Raw genomic sequence first — 22,550 nt, forward strand, 5'->3', positions numbered from 1 at the left:
TGGGCCCCTTGCTCAGCCTTCTTTCCTCAGGAATTACATCGCCCAGGAATTAGAAAAGCATCAAACCATGCACCCAACGCAGTCTACCCGAACGAAGATGTGGCGCTCCCCGGGTTCTTGTAGGCGGCCGCTAGGTTCTTATCGAAGATCACGAGTAGAGCATCGGGCATATACGTGAATCCCGCACCTTCAGCCTCACCTAGTGCAATGACTAGGTTCGACCCATCAGGGAACCCGAAGTTGTAGGCCCAAGGCATCTTTGGGCATCCCTCGTTAGGGATATGCCAAGCGATTCCGATGCTCGCGATCGGCGCACCCAAGAACCTCCCCCAATCGACGTGGTCACTCACGTCGATTGGATCCCCGGGCAGACTGATGCCCACTTCTCCGGGACTGTTGAATTCAATCGCCATGCCTTCGTTGACGCCATCCATTGCCCAGGACAGAACCAGCACGGCCCCGCTCTCCATACCCAGCTCAACGGCCATGTCGACTTCGTGAACACGATCTTCCCTATGCCCTTCGGGCCAGCCCTCCCCTCGCGGCGCCACGTAGCGAACAGTTCTCACGGCCTCGCCTGAGGCAGCCTCCCGGAGTTCAGCGAGCCCAGCACCGCTACGGGCCAGAGCATCCCACGGGTTGATTACCAACATTTTTAATACCGCCCAAAGTACTGGAACTGGCCATTGGAATCGAAGGTTGCTCCGATCCCGCGTCCACCAGCCGGGTCCGGCATGATATACCGCGTCCCGCCAGCGAATTTTCCGGACGTTACAGGAGATGTAGCAGTTTTCGGATTGGTCAGAATGTCGTCCAACAGGTCCTGACCGGCAGACTTCAACTGCTTCCCTGGAGCCACGGGAAGATCTCCACGGTTCATATGCTTTTGATATTCGCGTCCCGCATGAGTCGTGTTCCCCTTCGCCGGACGCGCCCCACTCTGCGAAAGATCATCCAGATCGGGACCACACGGAGTGGAATTGTGCGCGAGGACCGGAGTGTCGCCCGCCAGTACATAGTACGTGTGGATGGCGTTGATGGTGAGGTTGTGGACGCGGTGGTGGTGGGGGTAGGTGCGGGCGTGGGTGATGGTGGTGTGGTCGCCGGTGGGGGTGAGGAGGGTGTCTCCTCGGGTGAGGTCGGTGGCGTGGGTCCAGTGGCCGTGGTCGTCGACCCAGAAGGGGTGTTCGTCGGTGGCGGTGACGGTGCCCGGGAGCTGGTCGGGGCTGGGGGTGTGGCTGACGTCGACGAGGGTCTTGGGTCCCTCGCTGGTGATGGTGGCCACGACCCGTTGGGGCCCGGTTTCCCGGTGTCCGGATCGGAGGCGAGAACTTTTCACCGAACGGATGTCCGTCGGTCTGCTGCTATGAAACATACCGACTGGACACGAAAGATAGAAGCGATGTCGTGCTTAGTCTAGTAGCGGACCCCAGCAGGTATAGAAGTTGGGGTCCGCTGTACTAGTCACGCGGCGGAACTGATTAAATATGTTTTTTATTATCCCAGGTAGGAAGCTCCTAGTAGGTTGCACTTAGATGACCAAGAAGGTAGAGCGCTGGATAGCTCCTGTATATCTACTTCAGTGTAATCTGGAATCGTTTCAGAAATCTCCTCGACGTCTAGTAGGTAAAAGTCTGCGCGCTCGCCCACTAGTGTTAGGTGACCGTCGGGTATAAAGCCTAGGTGCAGGCCGAAGCTGTTGTTTGAGGAATGTGGAAGGCTTGAGATTATTGTGACTGCCATGAATGGATCGAGGATTTGATCCATGGTCCATGTCAATGTTTCCGTGCGTCGAACTACAAGGAGGGCAAAATTGCCCGTATCGATCTCGAGGGCTGTACGCATTTCAAGGAGTAGGGCGGCGGTGCTCGTTACGTGGCAGACCTTGGAATCCAGTAATTGTGCCTCCTGCAGCGCATCGACTTTCCGAAGTGGGTCAAGCTCGGACAGTGCAATAGAGTCATTTGGGTTAGGTCTGGCGTGAATAAGGGATGTGATTGTTGTCATGATATTGGTATGTGCCTATACGGGTCAGATTTGCCTAGTGTTCGACCGGTCGTCGGATGAACGGCTTGACCTGAGCTGTTGTAATAAACCACATACCCATTTGGGTACTGGTGCGGTCCATCTGTCCTGGGGTTCATTACTCGAACCTGTGTCACTCGGTTGCTAAGTCCCTCCGTGTTCGCTGGAACATCGTAGATCCATCCCCTGCCTGAGTTAGCAGGTCTGCCAGGTGCCCCTTTTGGTAGAGGTAGTGTCTCGCCGGCAGGACCCGACACAGCATCGATGGGGCAGACGTCATTATGGACAAGCACCGGAGTGTCGCCCGCCAGTACATAGTACGTGTGGATGGCGTTGATGGTGAGGTTGTGGACGCGGTGGTGGTGGGGGTAGGTGTGGGCGTGGGTGATGGTGGTGTGGTCGCCGGTGGGGGTGAGGAGGGTGTCTCCTCGGGTGAGGTCGGTGGCGTGGGTCCAGCGGCCGTGGTCGTCGACCCAGAAGGGGTGTTCGTCGGTGGCGGTGACGGTGCCCGGGAGCTGGTCGGGGCTGGGGGTGTGGCTGACGTCGACGAGGGTCTTGGGTCCCTCGCTGGTGATGGTGGCCACGACCCGTTGGGGCCCGACCTCCCCGGTGTCCGGATCGGAGGCGAGGACTTCGTCCCCGAGTTGGATGTCCTCGATGGGTGTGCGGGTGCCGTCGGCGAGGAGGACGAGGGTGCCGGGGACGAAGCTGTTGACCCGGCAGCCCGCGCTGCGCAGGACCGCGGTGGCCTCGTCGCGTTCGCGTCGCCAGGTCCGGACGCGGTCGACGGCGCGGTTGATGCCGCGGAGGAGGTCGGGGATCTTGCCGAGCTTCGTCCAGGGCACCGCGCTGATCAGGACCCAGCCGCAGGCCACGATGTCGGCTGTGGTGAAGCAGTTCTTGATGTCGTCCAGGCCGAGGACCTCGGACAGGACCTTTCCTCCTGCGTCGAGGACGACGTCGATGACGGAGCGAGTATCGGCTAAAGTGGCCTGCGCCGCCGAGATCTGTTGAGCGGTATGCCCGTTGTAGGTTCTCGAGACTCGAGTCGTTTGCTTGCGCTGTGAACCAGTGTTCTGGTTCTGCTTGTGGGAGCCCGCTGAACTGCGCATCTGAGATGCGATCCGACTTGCGATGATCGCCGTCCAGCCGGCCCCTACGCCAGGCACCAGCCACCAGCCGACATACAGCAGTCCGTCAGGGTCGCTGAAGGTGACGGGGGAGTTGTTGGCGTAGGCGTACCCGTGCAGCTGTTGCGGGTCGTCGTGGTCGATGATCGGGTCGACCGAGATGAAGCGTCCGATGTGGGGGTCGTACTCCCGCGCACCGAGACTGGTCAGGCCGGTGGATTCGTCGATCGTGCCCCCGACGAAACCCTTCTCCCCTGGCCAGTGGTCCCCGTCGAGGTCACCCCGCTGGTCCCCGAACGGCGACATCCGCCGCCGAGTGACCTCCATGGTGCTGGCCGACACGGCGGTCAGCGATGTGCCCTGGTGGTCGCCGAGGAGGAAGGAGAGGTCCTCCCCGCTGCGCACCGCCACGACCTGGCCGTCGTGGTCGTAGTAGCGGGTGGTGGTGACTCCGCCGTCCTCCAGCCGCAGTTCCTGCTGCGGGAGGTAGAGCGTGGCCGTACCGTCCGGTTCCTTGCGGAGCAGACGGGCACCGTCCGCGGTGTAGATGTAGGAGGTGTCCTCCCCGTCGGGTCCGGTGACGGTGTCCAGGCGACCTTCCTCGGTCCACTCCAGGGCCTGGGTGGTGCCGGAGACGGTGCGGCTGGTGGTGTTTCCGGTGGAGTCGTAGGCGAACTCGTCGATGGACTCCCCACCGGGACCTTCGGAGTGCACCGAGAGGAGGGTGTGCGGCTGGGACTCGCCCGCTTCGGGGTAGGTGAAGGTCCGAACCGTGTCACCGTCGGCGGAGTGTTGGGTTTCCTTCGTGCGGTTCCCGACGACGTCGTACTCGTAGGACGTCCAGTACGGCTGCGGGCCGCCGAGAGCCGCTGTCGACCGCTCGTCGTCGCAGTCGCCGCCGGGTGTCCAGGCGTCGGTCATCCGCCGGAGGTGGTCGTAGGCGAAGCACTGGGTCTCGACCGGCGTCTGGTCGGGCGCGGTCTCGGCTGGGCGGTCCACGATCGAGGTGATGTTGCCGGCCGGGTCGTAGCTGTAGTGCAGATCGGAGATCAGGGAGGGTTCCATCTGCCGGTGCGAGACGATGCGGTCGAGCCGGCGCGTCCCCTCTTCGTAGTAGTGGGTCAGCCATGACCTGGTGCCCGCCGAGCCGAGTTGCAGGCGGAGTGCCTCTCCGAAGGCCGAGTAGTTGGTGTCGCTGACGTACTCGACGCTCGTGGTGCCGGCGAGCACACCCCTGGTCTTCTCCGGGAGGCCGAGACTGTTGTAGTCGCGGTGAATGGTCTCCCGAGTGAGATCGCTGGTAGCTGGTAGCTGTTGGCTGAAGATCTGGCCGGTCGTGGTGTAGAGGGTGGAGTAGTTGTAGTTGCCTGCCAGCTCGCCTTCGGACGTGGGGATGGACACCCGGGTGCCCTGAGGCCGTCCGGCCCTGTTGTACCGCGTGACGGAGATGCTGTAGGCGTTGCCGTCCACGTACCGAGTGGAGGCGGTGGGGAAGCCCTTCAACAGGGTGTCGTAGGTCCAGGCCGCCAGCTGGGTGCCCTCGGTGGTGTCTGCGTACAGCCCGGTTCGACGGCCGAGCGCGTCGTAGGTGTAGGCGAGGCTTTCACCTCGGGAGTCGGTCGTCCGGACGAGTTGACCCAGCGTGTCGTACTCGTTGGTGGTCACGCCCCGGTCCGGGTCCTCGGTCCGGATGGTCCGTCCACGCTGGTCGTACTCGTACGTCCAGGTGTTGCCGGCCGGGTCGACGACCGATGCCAGTTCACCTCGAGGGGTGTACGAGTAGGTGGTGGTGTCGTGGTCGCCGGTCGGCTCGGCGCCGTGGTACTGGTGCCGCTCGATCAGGTTGCCCCGGGCGTCGTTCGTCACCCGGGTCGCCGTTCCCCCCTCCGGTGGGGTGATGCTCGTCCAGTCCCCGCCGTAGCCGTAGCTGGTGCGCCACTGCTCGACGCCGAGCTTGCGGAAGATCTCCTCGGTGGGACGCCCGAGCCCGTCGTGGACCGTGCGTGTCTGGGCTGGGACGACGTTGTCGTCGACCAGCAGGAGGTCGGTGGCTGGTGGGTCCTCGTTGTAGTAGGTCTCGTTGGTGGTGGCCGCCAGCCCACGGGAGTCGTAGCGGATGTCGGTGATGACGCGGCCGCCAACCGGGCTGGGTAGCTGGGTCTGGCGGGGGCGCAGCAGCCCGTCGTACAGCTCGTAGCTGGTGCGGTAGTCATCGTCGGGCTGGAGTGCCTTCGTCGTCACCACCACCGGGCCGCTGGTGCGGACCAGATAGCTGAACTCGCTGTTCGGCAAGTCGTCGGACTTCAGGTTTCCCGGGAGCCACACCTTGGTGAGCCGGCCCAACGGGTCGTACTCCAGGTCGGTGCGCAGGCCGTTCGGGTCGACCTCGGCGAGCGGTTCGCCCCAGGCGGGGTGCAGTTCGCTTGTGGTGGTGTGGCCGAGCGCGTCGGTGATCGCCACCTCGGTGACGGGGCCGCCGGTGGCCGGGGTGTAGGCCGTGGTGCTGGTGTTGCCCGCCGCGTCGGTCGACTTGACCGCCCGTCCGTAGGTGTCGACCTCGGTGCGCTGGACTGTCGTGTGGACGCGGGTTGAGCCGTCCCAGTCGGACACCTCCTCCACCCGCGACACGTTGCCGCGTGTGGGGGGCGTGCCGTGGTCGGTCGCTCCGTCGTAGTAGCTGCGGACCTCGGAGTTCAGGTCCTCCGGGAAGCTGGGGGTGACGTCGCAGGACACCCCGAGGGTCTCGATGCGGCTGGCGTAGCTCAGCATCCAGCGCGCCTCGTTGGGGGCGTAGGTGGTGCGGATGCAGCGTTCGTCACCGGTGGTGCTGGTGTCGCCGAGGTCGTTGACCTGGGTGAGCAGACCGCGGTCGTTGAAGGTCCGGCGGACCTCGGTGGTCTGCCATCCGTCGTCGGTGCGGGTGTAGCCGCGGACGCGTTGGATGTCGGTCAGGTAGCCCCGGGTGGTGCCGCTGGTTCCGGTGGGCCCGTGCAACCACGGTTGGTTGATGGTCTTGGCCTGGACCGTGCCGCCGGGCTTGTCGTAGGTCAGTTCCTCGAGCAGGAATCCGGCCAGGCGTTCGTGGTCGCGGGTGGTTCCGCCTTCGGAGTCGGTGACGACGACGTCCCGGGTGCCTCCGGTCGGTGTTCTGCGGTCCCCGTCCATGCCCCGCAGGAACACCTGTTCGGTTTGGCTCTGGGTTCCGCTGTCGTCGCCTTCGGTGACCCGTACGCGTTCGTAGCCGCGCCACTGCGACCAGCTCCGGCGGTCCTCAGGGGTGAACCGGTCGTCGTTGTAGCCCCAGGCGGCGGGACCCACGTACTCGTAGTTGGTCTTCACCGGTTCGGAGCCGCCGGTGCGGTCGTCCTCGACCACGTCGGTGACGACGTACTTGTGGAACCAGTCCTGCACGACCTGTTGCCCGGGTGGCGCCCAGAACACGGGGTAGCAGCGCCACGCGTTCGTGTGTGGGGTGGGGAGGCGGTCCGTCCGTCGGCAGTCCTGCGTGGAGTAGTCGACCTGGAGGACGCCTCCGGTCTCGTTCTTCACGGTCTGGATGCGCCGCTTGTACATCGGCGCGTAGCCCTCCAGGGCGTCGACCCGGTTGACCAGCTGCACCCCGTCGAAGTCGATGACGGGGATGTCGGCGGTGCCGCCCACGCGGCCCTCGTGCTTGATGGTGTCCAGCCACAGCGCGGGGCTGGTGCCGTCACCGGAGGCGGGGAAACCGTGGGTCAGGGTCCAGCGGTCCACGTCGGTGTGTGTCGATCCGGACAGGATCTGGGTGGTGACCGACGTCAGGCGTTTCCGCGTCCAGAAGGTCGGCGTGATCAGTTCGGTGCAGGTCTGACCGGCCGCGCAGTTGTTGTCGTAGGGGGTGTCCGGCCAGCGGTGGGCGTTGGCGGTGGTCAGCTGGCTGGGGTTGCAGGCGAAGGTGTCGGTGGGTAGGCACCGCTCCGACACGCCGAACAGGACCCGGGCGGGGGCCGGCGCGTACTCGTCGTTCAACCGGTGGCCGTACTCGATGCGCTCCAACCACCCGGACCTCGCGTACACGGTGCCCTGGGACGGATCGGCCGCGCGACCGTAGTGGTTGAGTTCCTTCTGGTAGTAGTACGTGATGACGTTGCCGTTGGGGTCGACGACGTGGTCGAGGTTCCACCGCCAGGTCTGGTAGCACCACGAGGTGGCGAAGGTGGAACCGTGGCAGGGTTCGCCGGCCTGGTTGCCGTAGACGGGCACGTTCCACGCGGAGTTGGTCTCCGGCTTCCCGGACGTCCATCCGGGGTGGCGGTTGCGGCCGAACACGTACTGGGTGCCGTCGGTGCTGGTCACCCGCCACCACTCGCCGTTGTTGTCGCCGTTGGATGCGCCGGTCAGGCGGGCGATCCGTGACCCGTCGTCGTCGACCATCCGCCAGGTTCCGCCGGAGTCCAGGAACAGTTCGGAGGAGCTGCCGTTGAGCACCAGCGTGGCGTTGTCGCCGTCCCAGCACTGGTCGCCGGTGCGGGGCTGGCCCGGGGCGAGGTCCTCCAGGCACGGCACGTACCGACGTTCGATGTACCCGGACCAGAGGTCCCAGCCCTCGCCGACCCAGGAGGTCTGGTTGTTGGTGGAGGCGACCCGTCCGTCGACGGAGCCGGAGGAGTAGCCCAGCGCCAGTGCGGGGGGCGCCCCACCGGGGCTGGGGGGCATCCGGAACGGGTACGACCAGGTGAAGTTGCCCGCCGACCCGCCGGCGGTCCAGGACGCGGACGGGGAGAGCTCGGTGGCCGAGTAGTCGCCGCTGTCACCCGCCACGTCGGCGGTCACCGCGTAGAGACCCGGTGCGGCGACCGCCGGGGCCGTCAGGGTGCCCGCCTCGGTGTCGTTGTCGGCCTCGACCGGGTCGCCGGTTCCGCAGTCCTGGCCGGTCGCTGGTTCCACCGCGCAGTCGGGCAGGCGCACCAGCCGCAGGCGGCGGGACCAGTCGCCGCCGTAGCCGTCCCGGAAGGCCGAGTAGTCGACCTCCAGACTGATCGCGGCGTTCCCGCCGTCATCTTCCTGGGCGCGGGCCTGCCGCGTCCCCGCTTCGTCGGTGTCCACTTGCAGCAGCAGGCCGTGGACCCCGGCGCTGGTCGTGGTGTCCTGGTCGAGGATCTCCACGGACACCGAGGCCGGGGCCGGCAGCTCCGCCGCCAGGGCACGGGAGTCGCCCTCGGCGTCCTCCTCGATTGCCGGGGGCCCGACCCGGACCGGTAGGCCGGGCACCGGCACGAAGTTGGCGGTGGCGGAGCGGGGTGACACTGCCTGGTCGAGTTCGACCTCCACACGTGCCGGTTCTGGCCAGTCCGCCCGCGGAGCCGCGTTCTCGCCTTCGGCATTGGGCGGCAGTGGCTCGGGCTGGTGTGTTGATCCGGGTACCGATGGTTCCGTCTGGAGTTCGGGGAGATCCACCTCGATCGGCTGGGCGACGGCCGGGGTGACGACCAGGGTCCCGCTGATCAGCGAGGTGATCAGGGTGAGCGTGATGGCCTGGCGGAGGGGCCGGCGTCTGTGCTCGGGTAAGAGTGGGTCCGGGGGCGTCGGACTGTCGGGCATGCGTTGTTACCTCCCCGTGGGATATGGGTTTTCAGCTCTGGCGGCCGCTGTCAGGGGTGAGCGAGGTCCCCGATCTGGGGTTCGGTCAGGACGCCGGAGTAGACGCGGACGTCGCTCAGCGAGCCGTGCCAGTAGTCGGTGTCGGCCTCGGTGTAGGTGGCGCGTCCGATCTGGATGCCGCCCTCGGCGTTCCACGAGGACACCCGGTCGTCGTGGCCGGCGAGTTGGCCGTCGACGTAGAGGCGGATCTCTCCGTCTGCGGAGTCGTAGACGCCGACGAGATGCGTCCATTCGCCGGCACGAGCTGCTCTGGCGCTCTCCGCCATGTCCATGCCGCCGAGTTCGCGGGTCCAGGGCAGCATGAACGCCCACTTCCCGCTCGACGGCCGGTACTGGAGGAGGGAGCCGCTGACGTACCAGCTGCCCATGCTCACCGCGGTCTGCGCGGACGCCCCAAGTTCCTCCGTGCGGACCCAGGCGGTGATGGAGAAGCTCTGCGAGGTGGCGACGACGGGAAGCCCGTCGACGTGGCCGGTGTGGCCGTCGAGGTCCAGCACCGGGCGGCCCAGGTAGGCGTCGTCCCGCCAGGTCGCACCACCCCGGACGGTGCCGGGGCGGTTCCACACCGAGCTGTCCTGGGCGGTGCCGCCGGTGCCCTCGTCCAGGCCCCATCGCCCCTTCAGGTGGGACTCGTTGAAGATGCGGGCCACCTCGTCACCGGTGAGGGCGCGGTCGAAGACCTGGACTTCGTCGATCGCCCCTGACCAGAAGTCGGACACCTGCCCGTTCCACTGGGCGGCGCCGATGCGCACCGGACCCGCGGCGTTCCACGGGGAGCTCACCGAAGCGGTGTTCTGCTCGACACCGTTGACGTAGAGGGTGATCCGCTGCTCGGCGGCGTCGTAGACGCCGGAGAGGTGGGTCCAGTAGCCGTCGGTCTCGGCTGGCTCGCGGGACAGCGCTCGCGCCGTGCCGGAGCTGGACCCGTCGGCTCTGGGCAGGGCGAAGGCCCAGCGGTCGTCGTCCCGGGAGTACTGGAGGTAGTAGCCGGAGGCCTGGGTCGCGTCCTGGCTGACGGCGGTGCGGAAGCGTCCCTTGTCGGCCAGGTGCACCCAGGCGGACACCGCGAAGCTGTCGTCGGTGCGGATGCCGGCGGTGTCCGTGGTGAGGTGGCCCGTCGATCCGTCGAAGTGGGGCGCGGTGTAGTCGTGGCCGCCGTCCCACCGGACGCCGCCCACCACGGAGGCGGTGTGCCCGTTGCCGCTGGAGTCCGGGGTGGTGGCACCGTCGAACTCGTTGAACTTCCAGCGGCTCACCGGCGGGCTACCACCGGAGACCAGGTACGTGTACCGGGTGATGGGGGAGAGGTTGCCGGCCTGGTCCTGGGAGCGGACCCACAGCGTGAGCGGACCCTCGCTGGTCGGGGTGACCAGGATGGTGGCCGGCCCGCCGATGCGGTCGGCCTCCACCGGGGTCGTCGGGTTGTCGTGTTCGGTGGAGTACAGGTAGCGGATGACGTCGTCCACGCCGTTGGCGTCGAAGGTGAACTCTCCGGTGCGGCCGATGCCGCCGCTCCACTGGTCCGGTGGGTACACGGTCGAGGACACCGCCGGCGACTGGTGTGGCGCGGTGGTGTCGATGGCCATGCCGCAGTACTGGGAGAACGGCGAGTAAACGCGGCCGTCGTGGGCCCGCACCCGCCAGAAGTAGGCCTCGCCGTCCCGCAGCGCCCCCGAGGGCACCGTGATCTCCGCGAATGACCCCGAGGGGATTCGGGACACGCTGCGGGTACCGGTCGCCGCCTGTCCGACCGGCCCCCACTCGAAGTGCGCGGTCAGCAGCCCGCCGTCGGGGTCGGACACCCGAGCCCGCAGGCGGGGCGTCGTCGTGGGTATCCACGGCCGGTTGGCGCCGACGGCGCAGGCCACCACACCGCCCTGCATCGATGGCTGCGATGGCTGGTTGGGGTAGGAGTTGTAGTCCACGACCAGCACGGGGTTGGGGCGGAACCGCTTCCACGCGTAGGTGTCGGACTCGTTGGAGGCCTGGAGCCCGAGGGTGACGGTTGACCGGTTCTCGGCGGCGGACTGCCGGACGGCCGCGGTGGCGTCGAACTCCACGTCGCCGGCCGGGCAGTTCGGCCCCCAGCCCTTGGTGTCGGTGGACGTGTGCAGGTGGCGGATCCGCGCGGGCCGGTTGTTCCAGGTCGTCGCGGCGCTGATGTCACCGGTCTGCCACAGCTCGGTCGCTCTCGGCGCGCACGACCAGGAGTGGCGGGACCAGATGCGCAAGGTGGCGGAGAGGATCTGCTTGCCCCGCACGGGTTCGGTGCGCATCCGGAAGTAGGAGCGGTAGGTGGTGCCGGTGCGGGACTCGTACCCGACCTTCGCGCCCTCGTCCCGGTCGTAGTTCCAGTAGGACTGCGCCGGGTTGGCCCGGTTCACGTGCGTCCAGGCCAGGGTGGAGCCGGCGAAGCCCGGGTCGAGGTAGACCGGGTACACGGTCTCGGGGTCGTCCAGGATGTCCCGGCGTGGCAGCACCGCCAGTTCGCCAGGGCCGGCCTCGACGGGCATCGCGACCTCACGTCCGGACCTGACGGGTGCGTCCCCGTCCCCTGCGTCGAGGGTGCCGGCCGTGTCCTCGAGCGGGGCGGAGTCCCACATGAACGGAGTGCCGGCGGCGAAGATCTCCTCCCCGTCGTCGACGACGGTGGTCACCCCGGACTCGGGATCGGTGCGCACCTCGGCGTCGCCGACGTCGAGGGTGTACGACAGGCGGTCCAGGGCGGGGTTCCGCGCGGCCTCCGGCGTGGTGACCACCAGGACCTGGGAGAAGCCCTCGATGTCCGCCCGCAGTTCCAGGTCCACCCCGGGCAGCACGTCCCGGTAGGTGGCGGTGTCGTCGGACAGCTCCGGTTCCGGTAGTTCGTCCGGCCAGTCCAGCGCCAACCGGTGGTCGTCGTAGGCGAGGGTGGCCATCGGTTCCCCGTGGCCGTTGCCGAAGGCGATGTCGGTGGGCGTGCGCAGTGTGCGCACCCTGCCGTCCTGGTCGCGGTGGAGCGTGGTGTCCACCGGCTGCCAGCCCTGGTCACCCAGCACCCGCACCGGCCGGGTGTACTGCTCGAGTGTCAGGGTGCCGTCGGGGGCGGCGAAGACCTGCGCCGTCTCCGTGCGGTACGCCTCGATCTCCGCCCGTTCTCCGGTGCGGGCGGCTTCGGCCACCGCCGCCCGTTCCACGTGTGGCGCCGCTGCCGCCTCTCCATTGTTGGTCTCCGCGGCCGCGTGGCCCGTGGCGACCGTCGTTCCCAGCGCTGTGGCCGCGCACAGGGCGAGTGCCGTCACGGCCCGCCCCCGTCTCTGCTCCCACCTGGTGACACCTCTGTGATTCCGGGTCCGGTCAAAACGACGTGAACCTAGAGCGGTGCGGCACCGTTCGGGTACGGAGTGTAAGCTTCATGATCAAAGAGGGGTTGTTTTTGGGAGTCGCGTAACGAATGTCGCGGGGTGGAGGATGAATAGGCCCTTTTTTGGCTGATCGGAGAATGGGTTATTTTCCGACCGTTCAGCTGTCGGGATGGCAAATCATTGTCGAGGCGTGGGGTTCGTGCTGTCCTGGCCGGTTCGCCATTTCCCGGGAGCTGTGCCGGCGACTGGAAGACGCGCCCGGTGGGGGCGCTGTTGCGTCGAACGGCATGGGGATGCGGCGGCAGGCATGCAGGGGTAACGCCCTTCGGCGACCGAGGCCGGCTGCTGAGAAGGAAACGGGGTGCCGACACGCGCCAGCCTCCTTCGCCGTCTTCCCTGGGCAGGGTCGACGCGCGGCTCGGGCTCGACTCCTGCGTGGGCGTGTTGCCCCGATCCGACGGCTTTGACCTGCTGGTACGGAGATCGTCCTGCCGTTCCGCCCGATGGGCGTGGCGGGTGGCGCCCATCCGGGCTGTGGCGCGGCTGCTCGGTGCGCACCCCGCGCTGCTGCGCCACCAGACGTGCCGCACCTCGGTCGAGGACGGGGTTGCCCGGTGTGGCCGTCACCGTGCCGTCTCCCAGCCCGGGATTCCGACGCTGCTCGAACCGACCGGACAGGTGCGATATCGGGCTCTCCGATTCCTGCGGTTCAACGACGTGGCGGATGTGCCTCCGTTTTTTCTCAAGGCAGTCGGAAATGTCTATCTCATCCCCGAGTGTCCGAAGTGGTTGCTCGTTCGGCGCGCTGCGGGAAAGTCCTGTCGCCGATACAGGGGGAGAGCAGGGGTGGCGTGGAGTGGAACAGGAGGATTCGGGAATTGCTGGCGGAGCCGAGGCTCCGGCGCCTGTGTGCTGAGGCAGAGGTGGGCGGGGGCTGAGCCCCGGGCCGTCGATGGCGTTGGGACGCTCTCCCGGTGCGCAGCGAGCAGGAGCTGGCGATAGGTCACTCGGGCGGAAGCGACGGGCTGTTCTGGCGGTACCCCGCGAGCTACCCGGCTGGGGTCAGGAGCCTGCGGGCCGGCTGAGCCTCATCGCGTCGCAGACGACGAGCCCGCCGTCAGCCGGGAGAGCCGGGCGGGGCGCCGTCGCGGCCCTGATGCCTCGGGCCGGCGTTCCGCCCCCCGGCAGGAGTCACACGCCCGACCACTCCGGACAACGGAGACACCCGGCGGACGAACGACCTCGCTCACCGTTCCCCGTCGGCCCGGGTGATGATGGCGGTCAGGCTCTCCTCGTTCACGACGAGCGGCGCGGCTAGGGTCTCCACCCAGTCCCGCCGTGCCTTCCCGTCCAGTTCGGCCCAGCGGGGGTGGTTGCTCGCCCGCCGGGCGAGGAGTTCCCACTGGTGCGGGTGCTCGGCGAGCCGGTACCAGCCCGCCTCCGTCCGGGCGGCAGCCGACGACCCCGTTGACTCCAGCGCGGCCACGAGCGCGTCCCGCAGGCGGTGCACCGCCGAGGCGAACACCGGGCTGCCAGCCAGCGGACCCGCCGAGGCCTCGGGGATGTCGAACTTGAGCACCATCGCCGCGCGGAGCAGCACCCGGAGCTGGGCGAGGTCGTCGAACTCGGCCAGTTCTGACACGTGACCTCTCCTCCGTCCTCGAACGTCCGGGCAGGTCCCACACCGGGCCCCTACCCGACCTGCCCTTCCCGGCAAGCCCCGCCTGGCCTGCCCGCCATGCCCGGTCGCACATCGCCGGGCCACGCGCCGGAGCTGGGCAGGGGCCAGCCACCGACGAGGGCACTGTCGGTCTCCGCGCGGTCGCCCATGTGGAGATGTCGCCACGCCCCCGTGTGGTCTGGGGCGCGGAGCCCACCGCGCCCCACCCCGGCTCTCAGCCGGCGGTGTCGAAGCCGTCGAGGTGGAAGGCGCCGTCCCCGTCGGCGGAGATCAACCCGGCCCGCCCGGCGGCCTGGTGGCGGCTGAGGAACCGCACGAACTGCTCGGCGATGTCCTCGGCATCGTCCTCGCCGACCTCGCACAGCGCGTACAGGTCCGCGCTGACCTTGCCCATCCCCCGGAACGTGCCCTCGACCCCCACTGGAACCCCGTTGGAGACGACGAGCTTCCCGCCCGCGACGCGCACGTAGGTGAACGCATCGGCCCGCACGAGACCGTGGTCGGTGCGCACCCAGAGTGCTGCGGTGGCTGTCACGACGCGGACGGTACCGGGCACGGGCGTCACACCCTTGCGGAACGGGGAAACCGGGGGCGCGGGCGACCAGCCCGCCGAAGCCGGCGGGGTGCGCTCCTCCCGGCCGCCCCCCGGCGGCCGCCTGTCGCCGAGGTCGTGCTCGACGACGACGCCGTCGCACCGCCGACCCGGAACACCACCTCCGGCCGCCCGGCCGCCCGGTCAGCCGGCGGACAGCGGGCCGGCGGTCACACTGGTCCGTCCCGCCTGGTCCAACCGGTAGTGCCGGGCCAACCAGTCCGCGCCGCCCTGGAGTTCGGTGTCGGTGAACGCCCGGTCGACGACGACGAGGTCGGCGATGTCGATGTCCGCGTACACCCCGGTGGTGGCCGCGTTCGTCGCCAACGTCAGCCCCGGCAGACTCGCCGCGGGCCCGGTTCCGGTGACGATCCGGGTCACCTCGTGACCATAGGTCAGGTGCCGGGACCGTTCACCGTCGAACACGGCGGCGAACACGTTCCACCGGCCCACTCCCGTCCACACGGTGGCCGCGTCGGGCGCCGACAGGCCGCCCGCCCCGCACATCATGTGGCACAACGGGTTCCCTGCCGTGAACCATGCCAGGTAGGAGCCGGAGTGCCCGGACACCCAGGTGCCGTGCACGTCGCGGGGCCGGGCCACCAGGAACACCGTCACCGGGGGCGTGTGGGCGCGGGACCAGGCCGGCGACTGCATCCAACGCGGGCCGTCGACGCGGTCGAACCGCAGGAACCACCGGCCGGCCTCCACCCGGAGTTCCGGGCGGGCGTCCTCCCGTTCCTGGCGCGGCCCCGGTTCCGTGCCCTGGTGGGGGGTGAACTCGGCGATCCGGTCGCCCGGTCCGCCGTCGAGCTCGGACGCGCGCAACGCCACCACCACTCCCCGGTTCGCCGCCGGGTCCCGGCCCACCGGGTGGTCCGGGGTGGGTGGCGCGGAGCGGGGGACCAGTGGCAGCCGCAGCTGGTCGGCGATCAACCGCGCGGTGAGGCCGTGGCCGGCGTCGGAGAGGTGGATGCGGTCGACGTGCACGAGGTCCATGTCGGCGTCGTCCACGTCCTGGGTGACGGGGAAGTGGGCGGACACGTCGATGACGGCGACGTCGTCGAGTTCCTTCGCCAGCTGGTGCGCCGCCCGCGCGTAGTCCTCCCAGCGGTGGGCCGGGGTGGTGACGTCGAAACGGCGGAAGGTGTGCAACAGCAGGATCGACGGGCGGCGGGAACACACCGTGCGGTAAAGGTTCAGCTGCTGGCGCATCCGCTCCGCGTACACCTCCGGGGCCACCCCGGCCGCGTAGTCGTTCGCGCCGAGCTGGATGACGATGAGGTCGGGGTCCAACCGGGCCACCCGGTCGCAGTGCGAACCCATGATCCGGGAGGGCAGGTAGTTGCCGGACTGGGTGCCGCCCTTGCCGGCGATGAACACCTGGATGCCGGTGCCGGCGCTGTCGGTGTGCGCGTAGACGCCGCTGATCGTCACCGCCTCCCGGGCGGTGATCCGCACCGTCCGCGTGCCGGGCGGCAACGGCGGACTGGTCCACTCGCCGTCGGCCCGGTCGGCCTGCCCCGACCGGTCGGGGATGACGCTGACCGGGGCACCGCCGTCGACGGAGACCTCGAAGGACCCGTTGTTCGACCCCTGGCCGTGGAACACGGTGAGCAGGGTGGTGCCCGAGGGGAGGTCCCGTTCGATCCACTCACCACCGAGCAGCCGACGGGACCGGAAACCCAGGTCGGCGTCGACGATCAGCGGCACCCCGGAGGACAGCCACCCGCCGTCGGCTGCCGGGTAGTGCCGCCCGGGTTCGCCGAGGATCTGCCCGAGCCGGGAGACGAAGGACCGTTCGATGTGGCTGGCCCCCACCCCCTGGGTGCTGCTGGAGCCGACCGCGACCACCCGCACCTTCCGCAGCCCGGTCTGCGACCAGGCGCGTCCCCACTGCCACAGACCCGGGACCGTCGCCCGGGCCGGCCGGACCTCGCTCGTGCCCGGCGGGGAGGACGCGCCACCGAGCTGGCCGGCGAACCCGGTCAGCAGGGACGCCCCGGCGGTTCCCAGGCCGATGGTCCCCCGGTGCGCGGGCGCCACCGGGCGGAGGGGAGCCTCGGGCCGTGGCGGCGCCTCGCCCCCGCCGGCCCCGGCCGCGGCCATCGCCGCCACCGGCGAGCCCGCCTCGGACACCGGAGCTCCTGATGTGGCCGCCCTGACCACGGCACGGTCCTCAACGGACAGTGACACCGGGACCGCGCGCGGCAGGTCCACCACCGGACCCTCCACACGCACCACCTTGGTGCGCACGCGCATGCCCAGCACGTGTTCCTCGACGTGCAAGAGGGTCTCCACGGCGTCGTCGAGGTCGACGGGACACGTCACGCGGTGCGGGATCCTCCCGTTCACCAGTTCCACCGAGAACGTGTCGTCGGGTACCAGGGCCGTTTTCCCGTTCTCCACAACCCGGCGCAGCGGTGTGATCAACAACCGTCCCTGCGCGGGAGACCAACCATTCGAGGCCAGCCAGCGGCCGACCAACGTCACCACACCGGATTCAGGCATGTGACCGTCCTTCCTCATAGAAACGGACACCGTGTCGCCTGTACGAACGAGGCTACCCTTTCCATACTCCCGCATTCGGCGGGTCGCGGGCCACGCCTTTCCCGGGAAATTCCGACGCCCGGCGGAACCCCCGGGTAAAGGCCGCGAGCGTTGTCGTTCCGGTGGTCGGGACGAGCGGACGCCATTCCTGGTCGCGGGCAGCGGAACCGGAAAACCATTCACTCACTCGGCCCAGTGAACCGTTCGCGTCGACACGGTGGACACGTCGTGACCGCGCTGGCTGCCCCAACCACGGGGGCGCGGTCGGCCAACCGGGGCGGCCGGGGCGGTCATCGCACGGTCGCCAACCACGCGTGGTCCCGGGCCCGGGTGATCGCGACGAGCAACCGCCGGTCCATCAGGGAGGCGTCCTGGTCGTCCTCGGTGCCGCGCAGGACGACCAGGACGGCCCCGAACTCCATGCCCTTGGCCCGGTGCACCGTGCCCACCTTCACCCCGGACTGGGTGCCGTCGTAGTCCTTCAGCGGCATCGCCAGCACACCAGCCTGCCTCAACCACCGGATGGCCTGGCTGACGTCGTCGTTGCTGCCCAGCAGGACCGCCGTCTCCTCGTGCGCCTCGCTGACCACCTTCGCCTCGGTGACCAGTGCCTGCTCCAACTCCTCGGCCGGCCCCGACCAGCGGTGCACGGTCCCGCCGGCGAGGGTGGCGGTGACGTCCCGCAGGGTCGCCCCAGGAGCCCCGTCCTCCTCGTCGAGCTGGTTCGGCGCGGGAACGTCCTGCGCGGCGGACAGCACGGCCCGGGTGTTGCGGTAGTTCACCCGCAGCGTCTCGCCGCGCCCCTGCACGTGGATGCCGGCGTCGATCAGCCGCCACCCACCCGGGTACACCTGCTGTTGACCGTCGCCGACGAGGAGCAGACCGTCCGGGCGGTCCCCGACGAGGGTGTGGAGGAGCCGCAGACCCACCTGGGGCAGGTCCTGGACCTCGTCGACGACGACGGCGGCGAAGGGCTTGGCCAGCGGGCGCTCCCGGACCTCCTCGGTGGCCAGGACGAGCACGTCGTTGTGGTCGGTGAGACCGCGCTCGGCGAGGTTGCGCTGGTACGCCTGGTGCAGCTGCCACACCTGCTCGCGGCGGCTGGCGTCGAGCCCCCCGCCCGCGATGCCCCGCCCCCGCCGGTTCGCCCGCTGGTACTCGGCGAGATCGTTGATGCCCCGGCCCTTGATGACGTGGTCGATCTCCTCCCGCCAGTACTGGGGGTTGGCGTTCACCCTCGGCAGGTCGGTCTGGCGGTTCACCTTCGACCAGGCGAGGAAGAAGCACGTGCTCACCTTGTCGTGATCGTTGCGCACGTGGCGTCCCCGTTCCTCGAGGAACTGGCGCGCCCACAGGTGCAGGTTCTCCACCCGAACCCGGTCGGCGACCTCCGGTGCCAACCGGCGGAAGCTGGTGGCGTGGGTGCGCAGCAGGGTGGTGACGAGCGTGGTCAGCAGCAGGGGGCCGGTGGTCTCGCGGGCGATCCGCCGCAGCCGGTGCAGGGCGACGACGGTCTTCCCGGTGCCGGCGGGGCCGCTGATCCGGGCCGGACCGTTGTACTGGCGGTGCACCAGCCGCAGCTGGGTTTCGTCCAGGTAGGTCAACCACTCGGCGAAGGGGCCGTTCACCGCCCGCCGCAGCGAGGACTCCCGCAGGCCCGCCGCCCCGAACAGGCTTCCCTCCTCCGGCCGCGGCGCGGTCTCGGGGAGGTCGACGAGGACGTGGTCGGGCAGGGCGGCCGCGATCCGGCCGGCCAGGTCGACCGCCGAGGCGCCGCTGAGGACCTGGTAGTCGCGGTCGGCCACCAGCGTTGGCACGTCAGCGGCGGTGCGCACCAGGTATCGCCCGTTGGTCCGCAGGTCGGTGAGGTGGTCGGGGCGGACGACGATCATCCGGACGGAGGCGATCCGGCGTCCGAAATCCAGTGGGATCGCCCCGAGCAACCGTTCCGCGCCGCGGTGCAGCCGGCGGATCTGGTCGTCGTCCGGGCGGCGGTCGACCGATAGGAGCGCGGCCACCCCGAACGGGCCCACGACGTAGGCGTCCAGATCCCGGTCGGTGCGAATGGGCAGCGCCCCACCGGAGGGGGAGGGCACGAGGAGTCGAACGCCCGAGGAATAGCGGTGCAGGAGCTCACCGAGCGCCTGCTGCCCCCATCGCGGTAACTGGCTCAGCGTCGCGTGGTGTTCCGCCAGGACTTTCCACAGCCGTTGGTGCCGCCGTTCCCGAGCGCTGATCACACGAGCCCCCCAACAAATCGTGCGCGGCTATTCACTCCTCACTCCCTCGACGTTATTGCCGGCGCACCCGCCCCGAGAAGTCCGTAACCCAGTCGGCGGTGGGGAATTACCCGGTTGGCCCAATCTTCGTGAGGATCGGGAGCGAGCACCAGGCCTTTGTTGTCCCCGGGTGACCAACGGCGGCGGTCACGATGCGCTTCCGCCGTACTCCGCCCCCAATCGGGTGCCGCCCGCTGAGACGGGACGCTGCTCTGACACCGGCGGGCTGGCGGCGCCGGTCAGGTGGTGAGCGGAGAAAGGGGCGTCAGGGCCCGTCGCACCTGCTGCCGTCCGGCGCGGTGTGCACCGGGTACTTGCCGTTCTTGTTGAGCGTGATGCGTCCCCGTCCGCACTTCGGGCAGCGGTGGCCGCTCCGAGGGCGCCGGCACCTGGCGAGGTCGCGGTCGTGGACGAATTGTGTCGTCCCCGAGCCGTCGCATTCCCGCTCGCGGGCCCAGGAGATGAACCCGGCGGAGTAGTCGTAGTGGCGGGGAAGGGTCCGTCCCTTCGTCAACGACAGTCGTAGGCAGCAGTCTCGGCAGTGCACCAAGGGAGTCTCCCCCGTCCGTGGTCACACTCTTGGGTTGTGACACTCAGTGCGTGTTCGGATACCTGAAGTACTGAATCGTTCGATGGAGGCGGAGTCAGGGTGGGTGTGAGCGCCGTGCGAAGGGCGACTGGGTTCGTCGGCGTTGCCCGGACATGCGGTCGCTCGCTCGTCGAGACTGGCCATCCCGCGCCTACCGCATGCTTCGCTCGCCGAGTAGCGCCGGCCTCCGAGGACTAGTGCGGCAAACCAACACCACCGGGCCGAGGCTCTGAGACCACCTGCTCGTCGAACAGCTCATCGAGCCTTGGACGAGCAGCGCGCTGCCCGCCTGACGCTCAGCGTCTGCCTCGTGGGAATACGAACGATGAGTAGCCAGCTGGGGCGGTCATCACGCATCCCACGGCTGGTGACCACGCCTGATTGGCCACTCACGGGGTGTCTACGGTGCGAGAAGCCGCAACACGTTGCTCGATCCCAAGCTGTCACTCAGCTGGAACCTCGTAGGAGCGATGAGGACCCGTCCCACCCGCCGAACCCGCACTCTGGGCCGCAGTTGGAACTCCTCGTAGGAGCGATGAGGACGGGCGATGTCCGAGGCGCTGAAGCGGTTCGTCACGTTGGAACTCCTCGTAGGAGCGATGAGGACCCGGATCGCGGTCCAGTCGTCGCTTTCGGACCCGTGTTGGAACTCCTCGTAGGAGCGATGAGGACTCCCACCGGAGACGCCGCGACCGTCACCGTGTCCGCGTTGGAACTCCTCGTAGGAGCGATGAGGACCCGGTTGCCCCTGGTGCCGGCGCGAGGCTGAGGAGGCGTTGGAACTCCTCGTAGGAGCGATGAGGACCCCCGGGGGAAGCACGTCGCTCGTCAACCTGATTGAGTTGGAACTCCTCGTAGGAGCGATGAGGACTCGTCGCGCCGTACGCCCACCCGCCCAGCAGCCGACGTTGGAACTCCTCGTAGGAGCGATGAGGACGGGTCAGTGCTGACCTGCGGCGCCGTGAGCCGCCCCGTGTTGGAACTCCTCGTAGGAGCGATGAGGACGATCAGGCGGCGGTGGTCGTGGCCGGCGTGGTCAGTGTTGGAACTCCTCGTAGGAGCGATGAGGACCCGAGAGTAAAGTCGCAGGTCAGCATACACCTGGACGGCTTCAACGACGCCCGATTCGCAGCGAACCCGAGGTTTGACATCAGACCCGGGGGGTTCGCTGAAATTCGGCTGCACGTGGTGGTGGCTCCCGTCTCCAACTTCCCGGCGTCTCCGTGGCAGGGACGCAGCTCGGTGAGCAGGGGGTGAAGCGTTCCGCCCGCCGAGCCCAACCGTGTTCCGGCCGTCCAGCAAGGCTATCGGGCACGTGCCTCCTGCCAGACGCCGAACCGAGCCGGCTCCTCCACCTCCGGTGCGCAGAACCTGCTCCTCCGAATGGTCCGCCCACGCGGCGCGACGGCGGCTTCGATGGTGGCCGGGCGGTGGGGACGTCGCGAGTGCGCGGATACCTCGTCCGCCGGGGGCGCGGGCACCTGGCTCGTGGGCGCGCGTCCCCCGAGAACAGACCGGACATCCGGGGTTTGGACGCGCCGGGTGGTGTCCCCACCGCGCACCGTGGTGGCGGCGGGTTTTCTCCCCGCCCGCCGTTGGCCTCACGGATTTTCCTTGCTGTACTGGCCGGATGGAAACAGACAGCGCGCCACCCCGGAACCGGGTCGAGCTGACCTCGGGATGGGACAGCGCCGCCGTTCTGCTCGACGGGCGCTGGCTCGAACGCCGGCCGAGGCGACCGGAGGTCGCCGCCGCCCTGCTCCGTGAGTCCCGGCTCCTGCCGTGGCTGGCCGGCCGGCTGCCGATCCGCGTGCCGACACCCACGGTCGTCCAGGCCGATCCGATCGTGGTCCGCCACGAGCTGGTGCCTGGGCGGCCGATCAGCGAGTTCACCGCGGAGCAGGGCGCCGCCCTCGGTGGTTTCCTGGCCGCCCTCCACGTGGTGGACCCCGTCGAGGCGGTGGCGCACGGGCTGTTCACCCGCCGGGCCACCCGACAACAGCGTTCCGGTTTGCTGCTCCGCCTCACCTCCGAGGTAGTGCCGCTGTTGCCGACGGTGCACCGCCCGCGCGCCGAGCGGTTGTTGTCGGTCGTGGCCTCGTTACCCGCGGACCACGTGGTGCACGGTGACCTCGGCCCGGAGCACGTCCTCACGATCAACGGTGTGATCACGGGTGTCATCGACTTCGGGGACGTGCACCTGGGAGACCCGGCGATCGATCTCGCCTGGGCGTTGTACGGCACGCCGGAGCACTTCGCGCGGGCGCTGGTGGCGGCGTACCACCCGTCGCAGGACATGGTGGAGCGTGCCCTGGTGTGGCACCAACTGGGGCCGTGGCACGAGGTGCTGCACGGGTTGGACACCGGGGACGGCGCGTTGGTGGACTCCGGCATCGCGGGTGTGCTCTGCCGGCTCGGCAGCTGACGCCTCCCAGCCCGTGGCGAGGCGCAGGTTCCCGTGGGAGGCGGCGGCTGTTCGTCACCAGGCCGATGTGTTGGCGCGGCAGGTGCGTGACGAGGCGGTGAGCGGGCTGCTGGTCGAAGGGTCGAGGACGGTCGGGCGTTCCGCACCGCCTGGCGGCCCTCGCGCTCGGACGCACGGGGGAGCGGGGGAGCGGGGGAACAGGGCGGGCGAAGCCAGGGCACGAGACGTCGCAAGTCGGCTCCCGCACCGACGAGGCGGAGGTGCGGGGCCGGCGGCGCGGCGCCCCCGCTGCGAG

The 22,550-nt window shown here is 68.9% G+C and carries 11 protein-coding genes and 1 CRISPR repeat array; of the genes, 1 reads left to right on the forward strand and 10 read right to left on the reverse strand.

Annotation, left to right across the window (positions count from 1 at the left end; all coding sequences use genetic code 11):
- Positions 1 to 83: 83 nt before the first annotated feature.
- The 10 genes from ACOJVX_RS08850 to ACOJVX_RS08895 form a co-directional block, all read right to left on the reverse strand.
- Positions 84 to 488, reverse strand: a complete 405-nt coding sequence (locus ACOJVX_RS08850) for a hypothetical protein (protein ID WP_030103810.1) — start codon at positions 486 to 488, stop codon at positions 84 to 86.
- A 167-nt stretch (positions 489 to 655) separates the two neighbouring features.
- Positions 656 to 1,285: a polymorphic toxin-type HINT domain-containing protein gene (locus ACOJVX_RS08855; RefSeq protein ID WP_422647404.1), complete on the reverse strand. Its 630-nt coding sequence runs from the start codon at positions 1,283 to 1,285 to the stop codon at positions 656 to 658.
- Between the two features lie 212 nt (positions 1,286 to 1,497).
- Positions 1,498 to 2,007, reverse strand: a complete 510-nt coding sequence (locus tag ACOJVX_RS08860; RefSeq protein WP_418155636.1) for a hypothetical protein — start codon at positions 2,005 to 2,007, stop codon at positions 1,498 to 1,500.
- Positions 2,004 to 8,735 (reverse strand): polymorphic toxin-type HINT domain-containing protein, encoded by a 6,732-nt coding sequence (locus tag ACOJVX_RS08865; RefSeq protein WP_422647405.1) that lies wholly within the window; start codon positions 8,733 to 8,735, stop codon positions 2,004 to 2,006. The genes ACOJVX_RS08860 and ACOJVX_RS08865 overlap by 4 nt, the downstream gene beginning before the upstream one ends.
- Positions 8,736 to 8,785: 50 nt before the next feature.
- Entirely contained in the window at positions 8,786 to 12,076 is a 3,291-nt protein-coding gene (locus ACOJVX_RS08870) for a LamG-like jellyroll fold domain-containing protein (RefSeq protein WP_422647406.1), read from the reverse strand.
- 1,309 nt (positions 12,077 to 13,385) lie between these two features.
- A complete protein-coding gene (locus tag ACOJVX_RS08875; RefSeq protein ID WP_418155633.1) occupies positions 13,386 to 13,781 on the reverse strand; it encodes a hypothetical protein in 396 nt (131 codons plus the stop codon).
- 253 nt (positions 13,782 to 14,034) lie between these two features.
- Complete coding sequence (locus tag ACOJVX_RS08880; RefSeq protein WP_156038382.1) at positions 14,035 to 14,355, reverse strand: hypothetical protein; 321 nt, start codon at positions 14,353 to 14,355, stop codon at positions 14,035 to 14,037.
- A gap of 201 nt (positions 14,356 to 14,556) precedes the next feature.
- The gene (locus tag ACOJVX_RS08885) at positions 14,557 to 16,923 is read right to left on the reverse strand and encodes an SGNH/GDSL hydrolase family protein (RefSeq protein WP_156038383.1); all 2,367 of its coding nucleotides are present in this window, start codon (positions 16,921 to 16,923) and stop codon (positions 14,557 to 14,559) included.
- Positions 16,924 to 17,252: 329 nt separating this feature from the next.
- Positions 17,253 to 19,202, reverse strand: coding sequence for a UvrD-helicase domain-containing protein (locus ACOJVX_RS08890; RefSeq protein WP_418155630.1), 1,950 nt, complete (start codon positions 19,200 to 19,202; stop codon positions 17,253 to 17,255).
- Between the two features lie 304 nt (positions 19,203 to 19,506).
- On the reverse strand, positions 19,507 to 19,788 hold the full coding sequence (locus ACOJVX_RS08895; RefSeq protein ID WP_422647407.1) for a hypothetical protein: 282 nt from the start codon (positions 19,786 to 19,788) through the stop codon (positions 19,507 to 19,509).
- 555 nt (positions 19,789 to 20,343) lie between these two features.
- Positions 20,344 to 20,901: a CRISPR direct-repeat array (repeat unit 30 nt; unit sequence GTTGGAACTCCTCGTAGGAGCGATGAGGAC).
- Between the two features lie 559 nt (positions 20,902 to 21,460).
- On the opposite strand from ACOJVX_RS08895, the gene ACOJVX_RS08900 reads away from it, so the two are divergent.
- Positions 21,461 to 22,255 (forward strand): phosphotransferase, encoded by a 795-nt coding sequence (locus tag ACOJVX_RS08900; RefSeq protein WP_418155629.1) that lies wholly within the window; start codon positions 21,461 to 21,463, stop codon positions 22,253 to 22,255.
- Positions 22,256 to 22,550: the final 295 nt, after the last annotated feature.

It is taken from the genome of Actinoalloteichus caeruleus (genome assembly GCF_049311605.1).
GTDB classification, from domain to species: domain Bacteria; phylum Actinomycetota; class Actinomycetes; order Mycobacteriales; family Pseudonocardiaceae; genus Actinoalloteichus_B; species Actinoalloteichus_B caeruleus.

What these genes read in the sequence shown, in the direction of transcription:
- ACOJVX_RS08850 (WP_030103810.1), bottom strand. Translation starts at nt 488, where the DNA reads ATGGCCGTTGAGCTGGGTATGGAGAGCGGGGCCGTGCTGGTTCTGTCC.
- ACOJVX_RS08860 (WP_418155636.1), bottom strand. Translation starts at nt 2,007, where the DNA reads ATGACAACAATCACATCCCTTATTCACGCCAGACCTAACCCAAATGAC.
- ACOJVX_RS08865 (WP_422647405.1), bottom strand. Translation starts at nt 8,735, where the DNA reads ATGCCCGACAGTCCGACGCCCCCGGACCCACTCTTACCCGAGCACAGA.
- ACOJVX_RS08885 (WP_156038383.1), bottom strand. Translation starts at nt 16,923, where the DNA reads ATGCCTGAATCCGGTGTGGTGACGTTGGTCGGCCGCTGGCTGGCCTCG.
- ACOJVX_RS08900 (WP_418155629.1), top strand. Translation starts at nt 21,461, where the DNA reads ATGGAAACAGACAGCGCGCCACCCCGGAACCGGGTCGAGCTGACCTCG.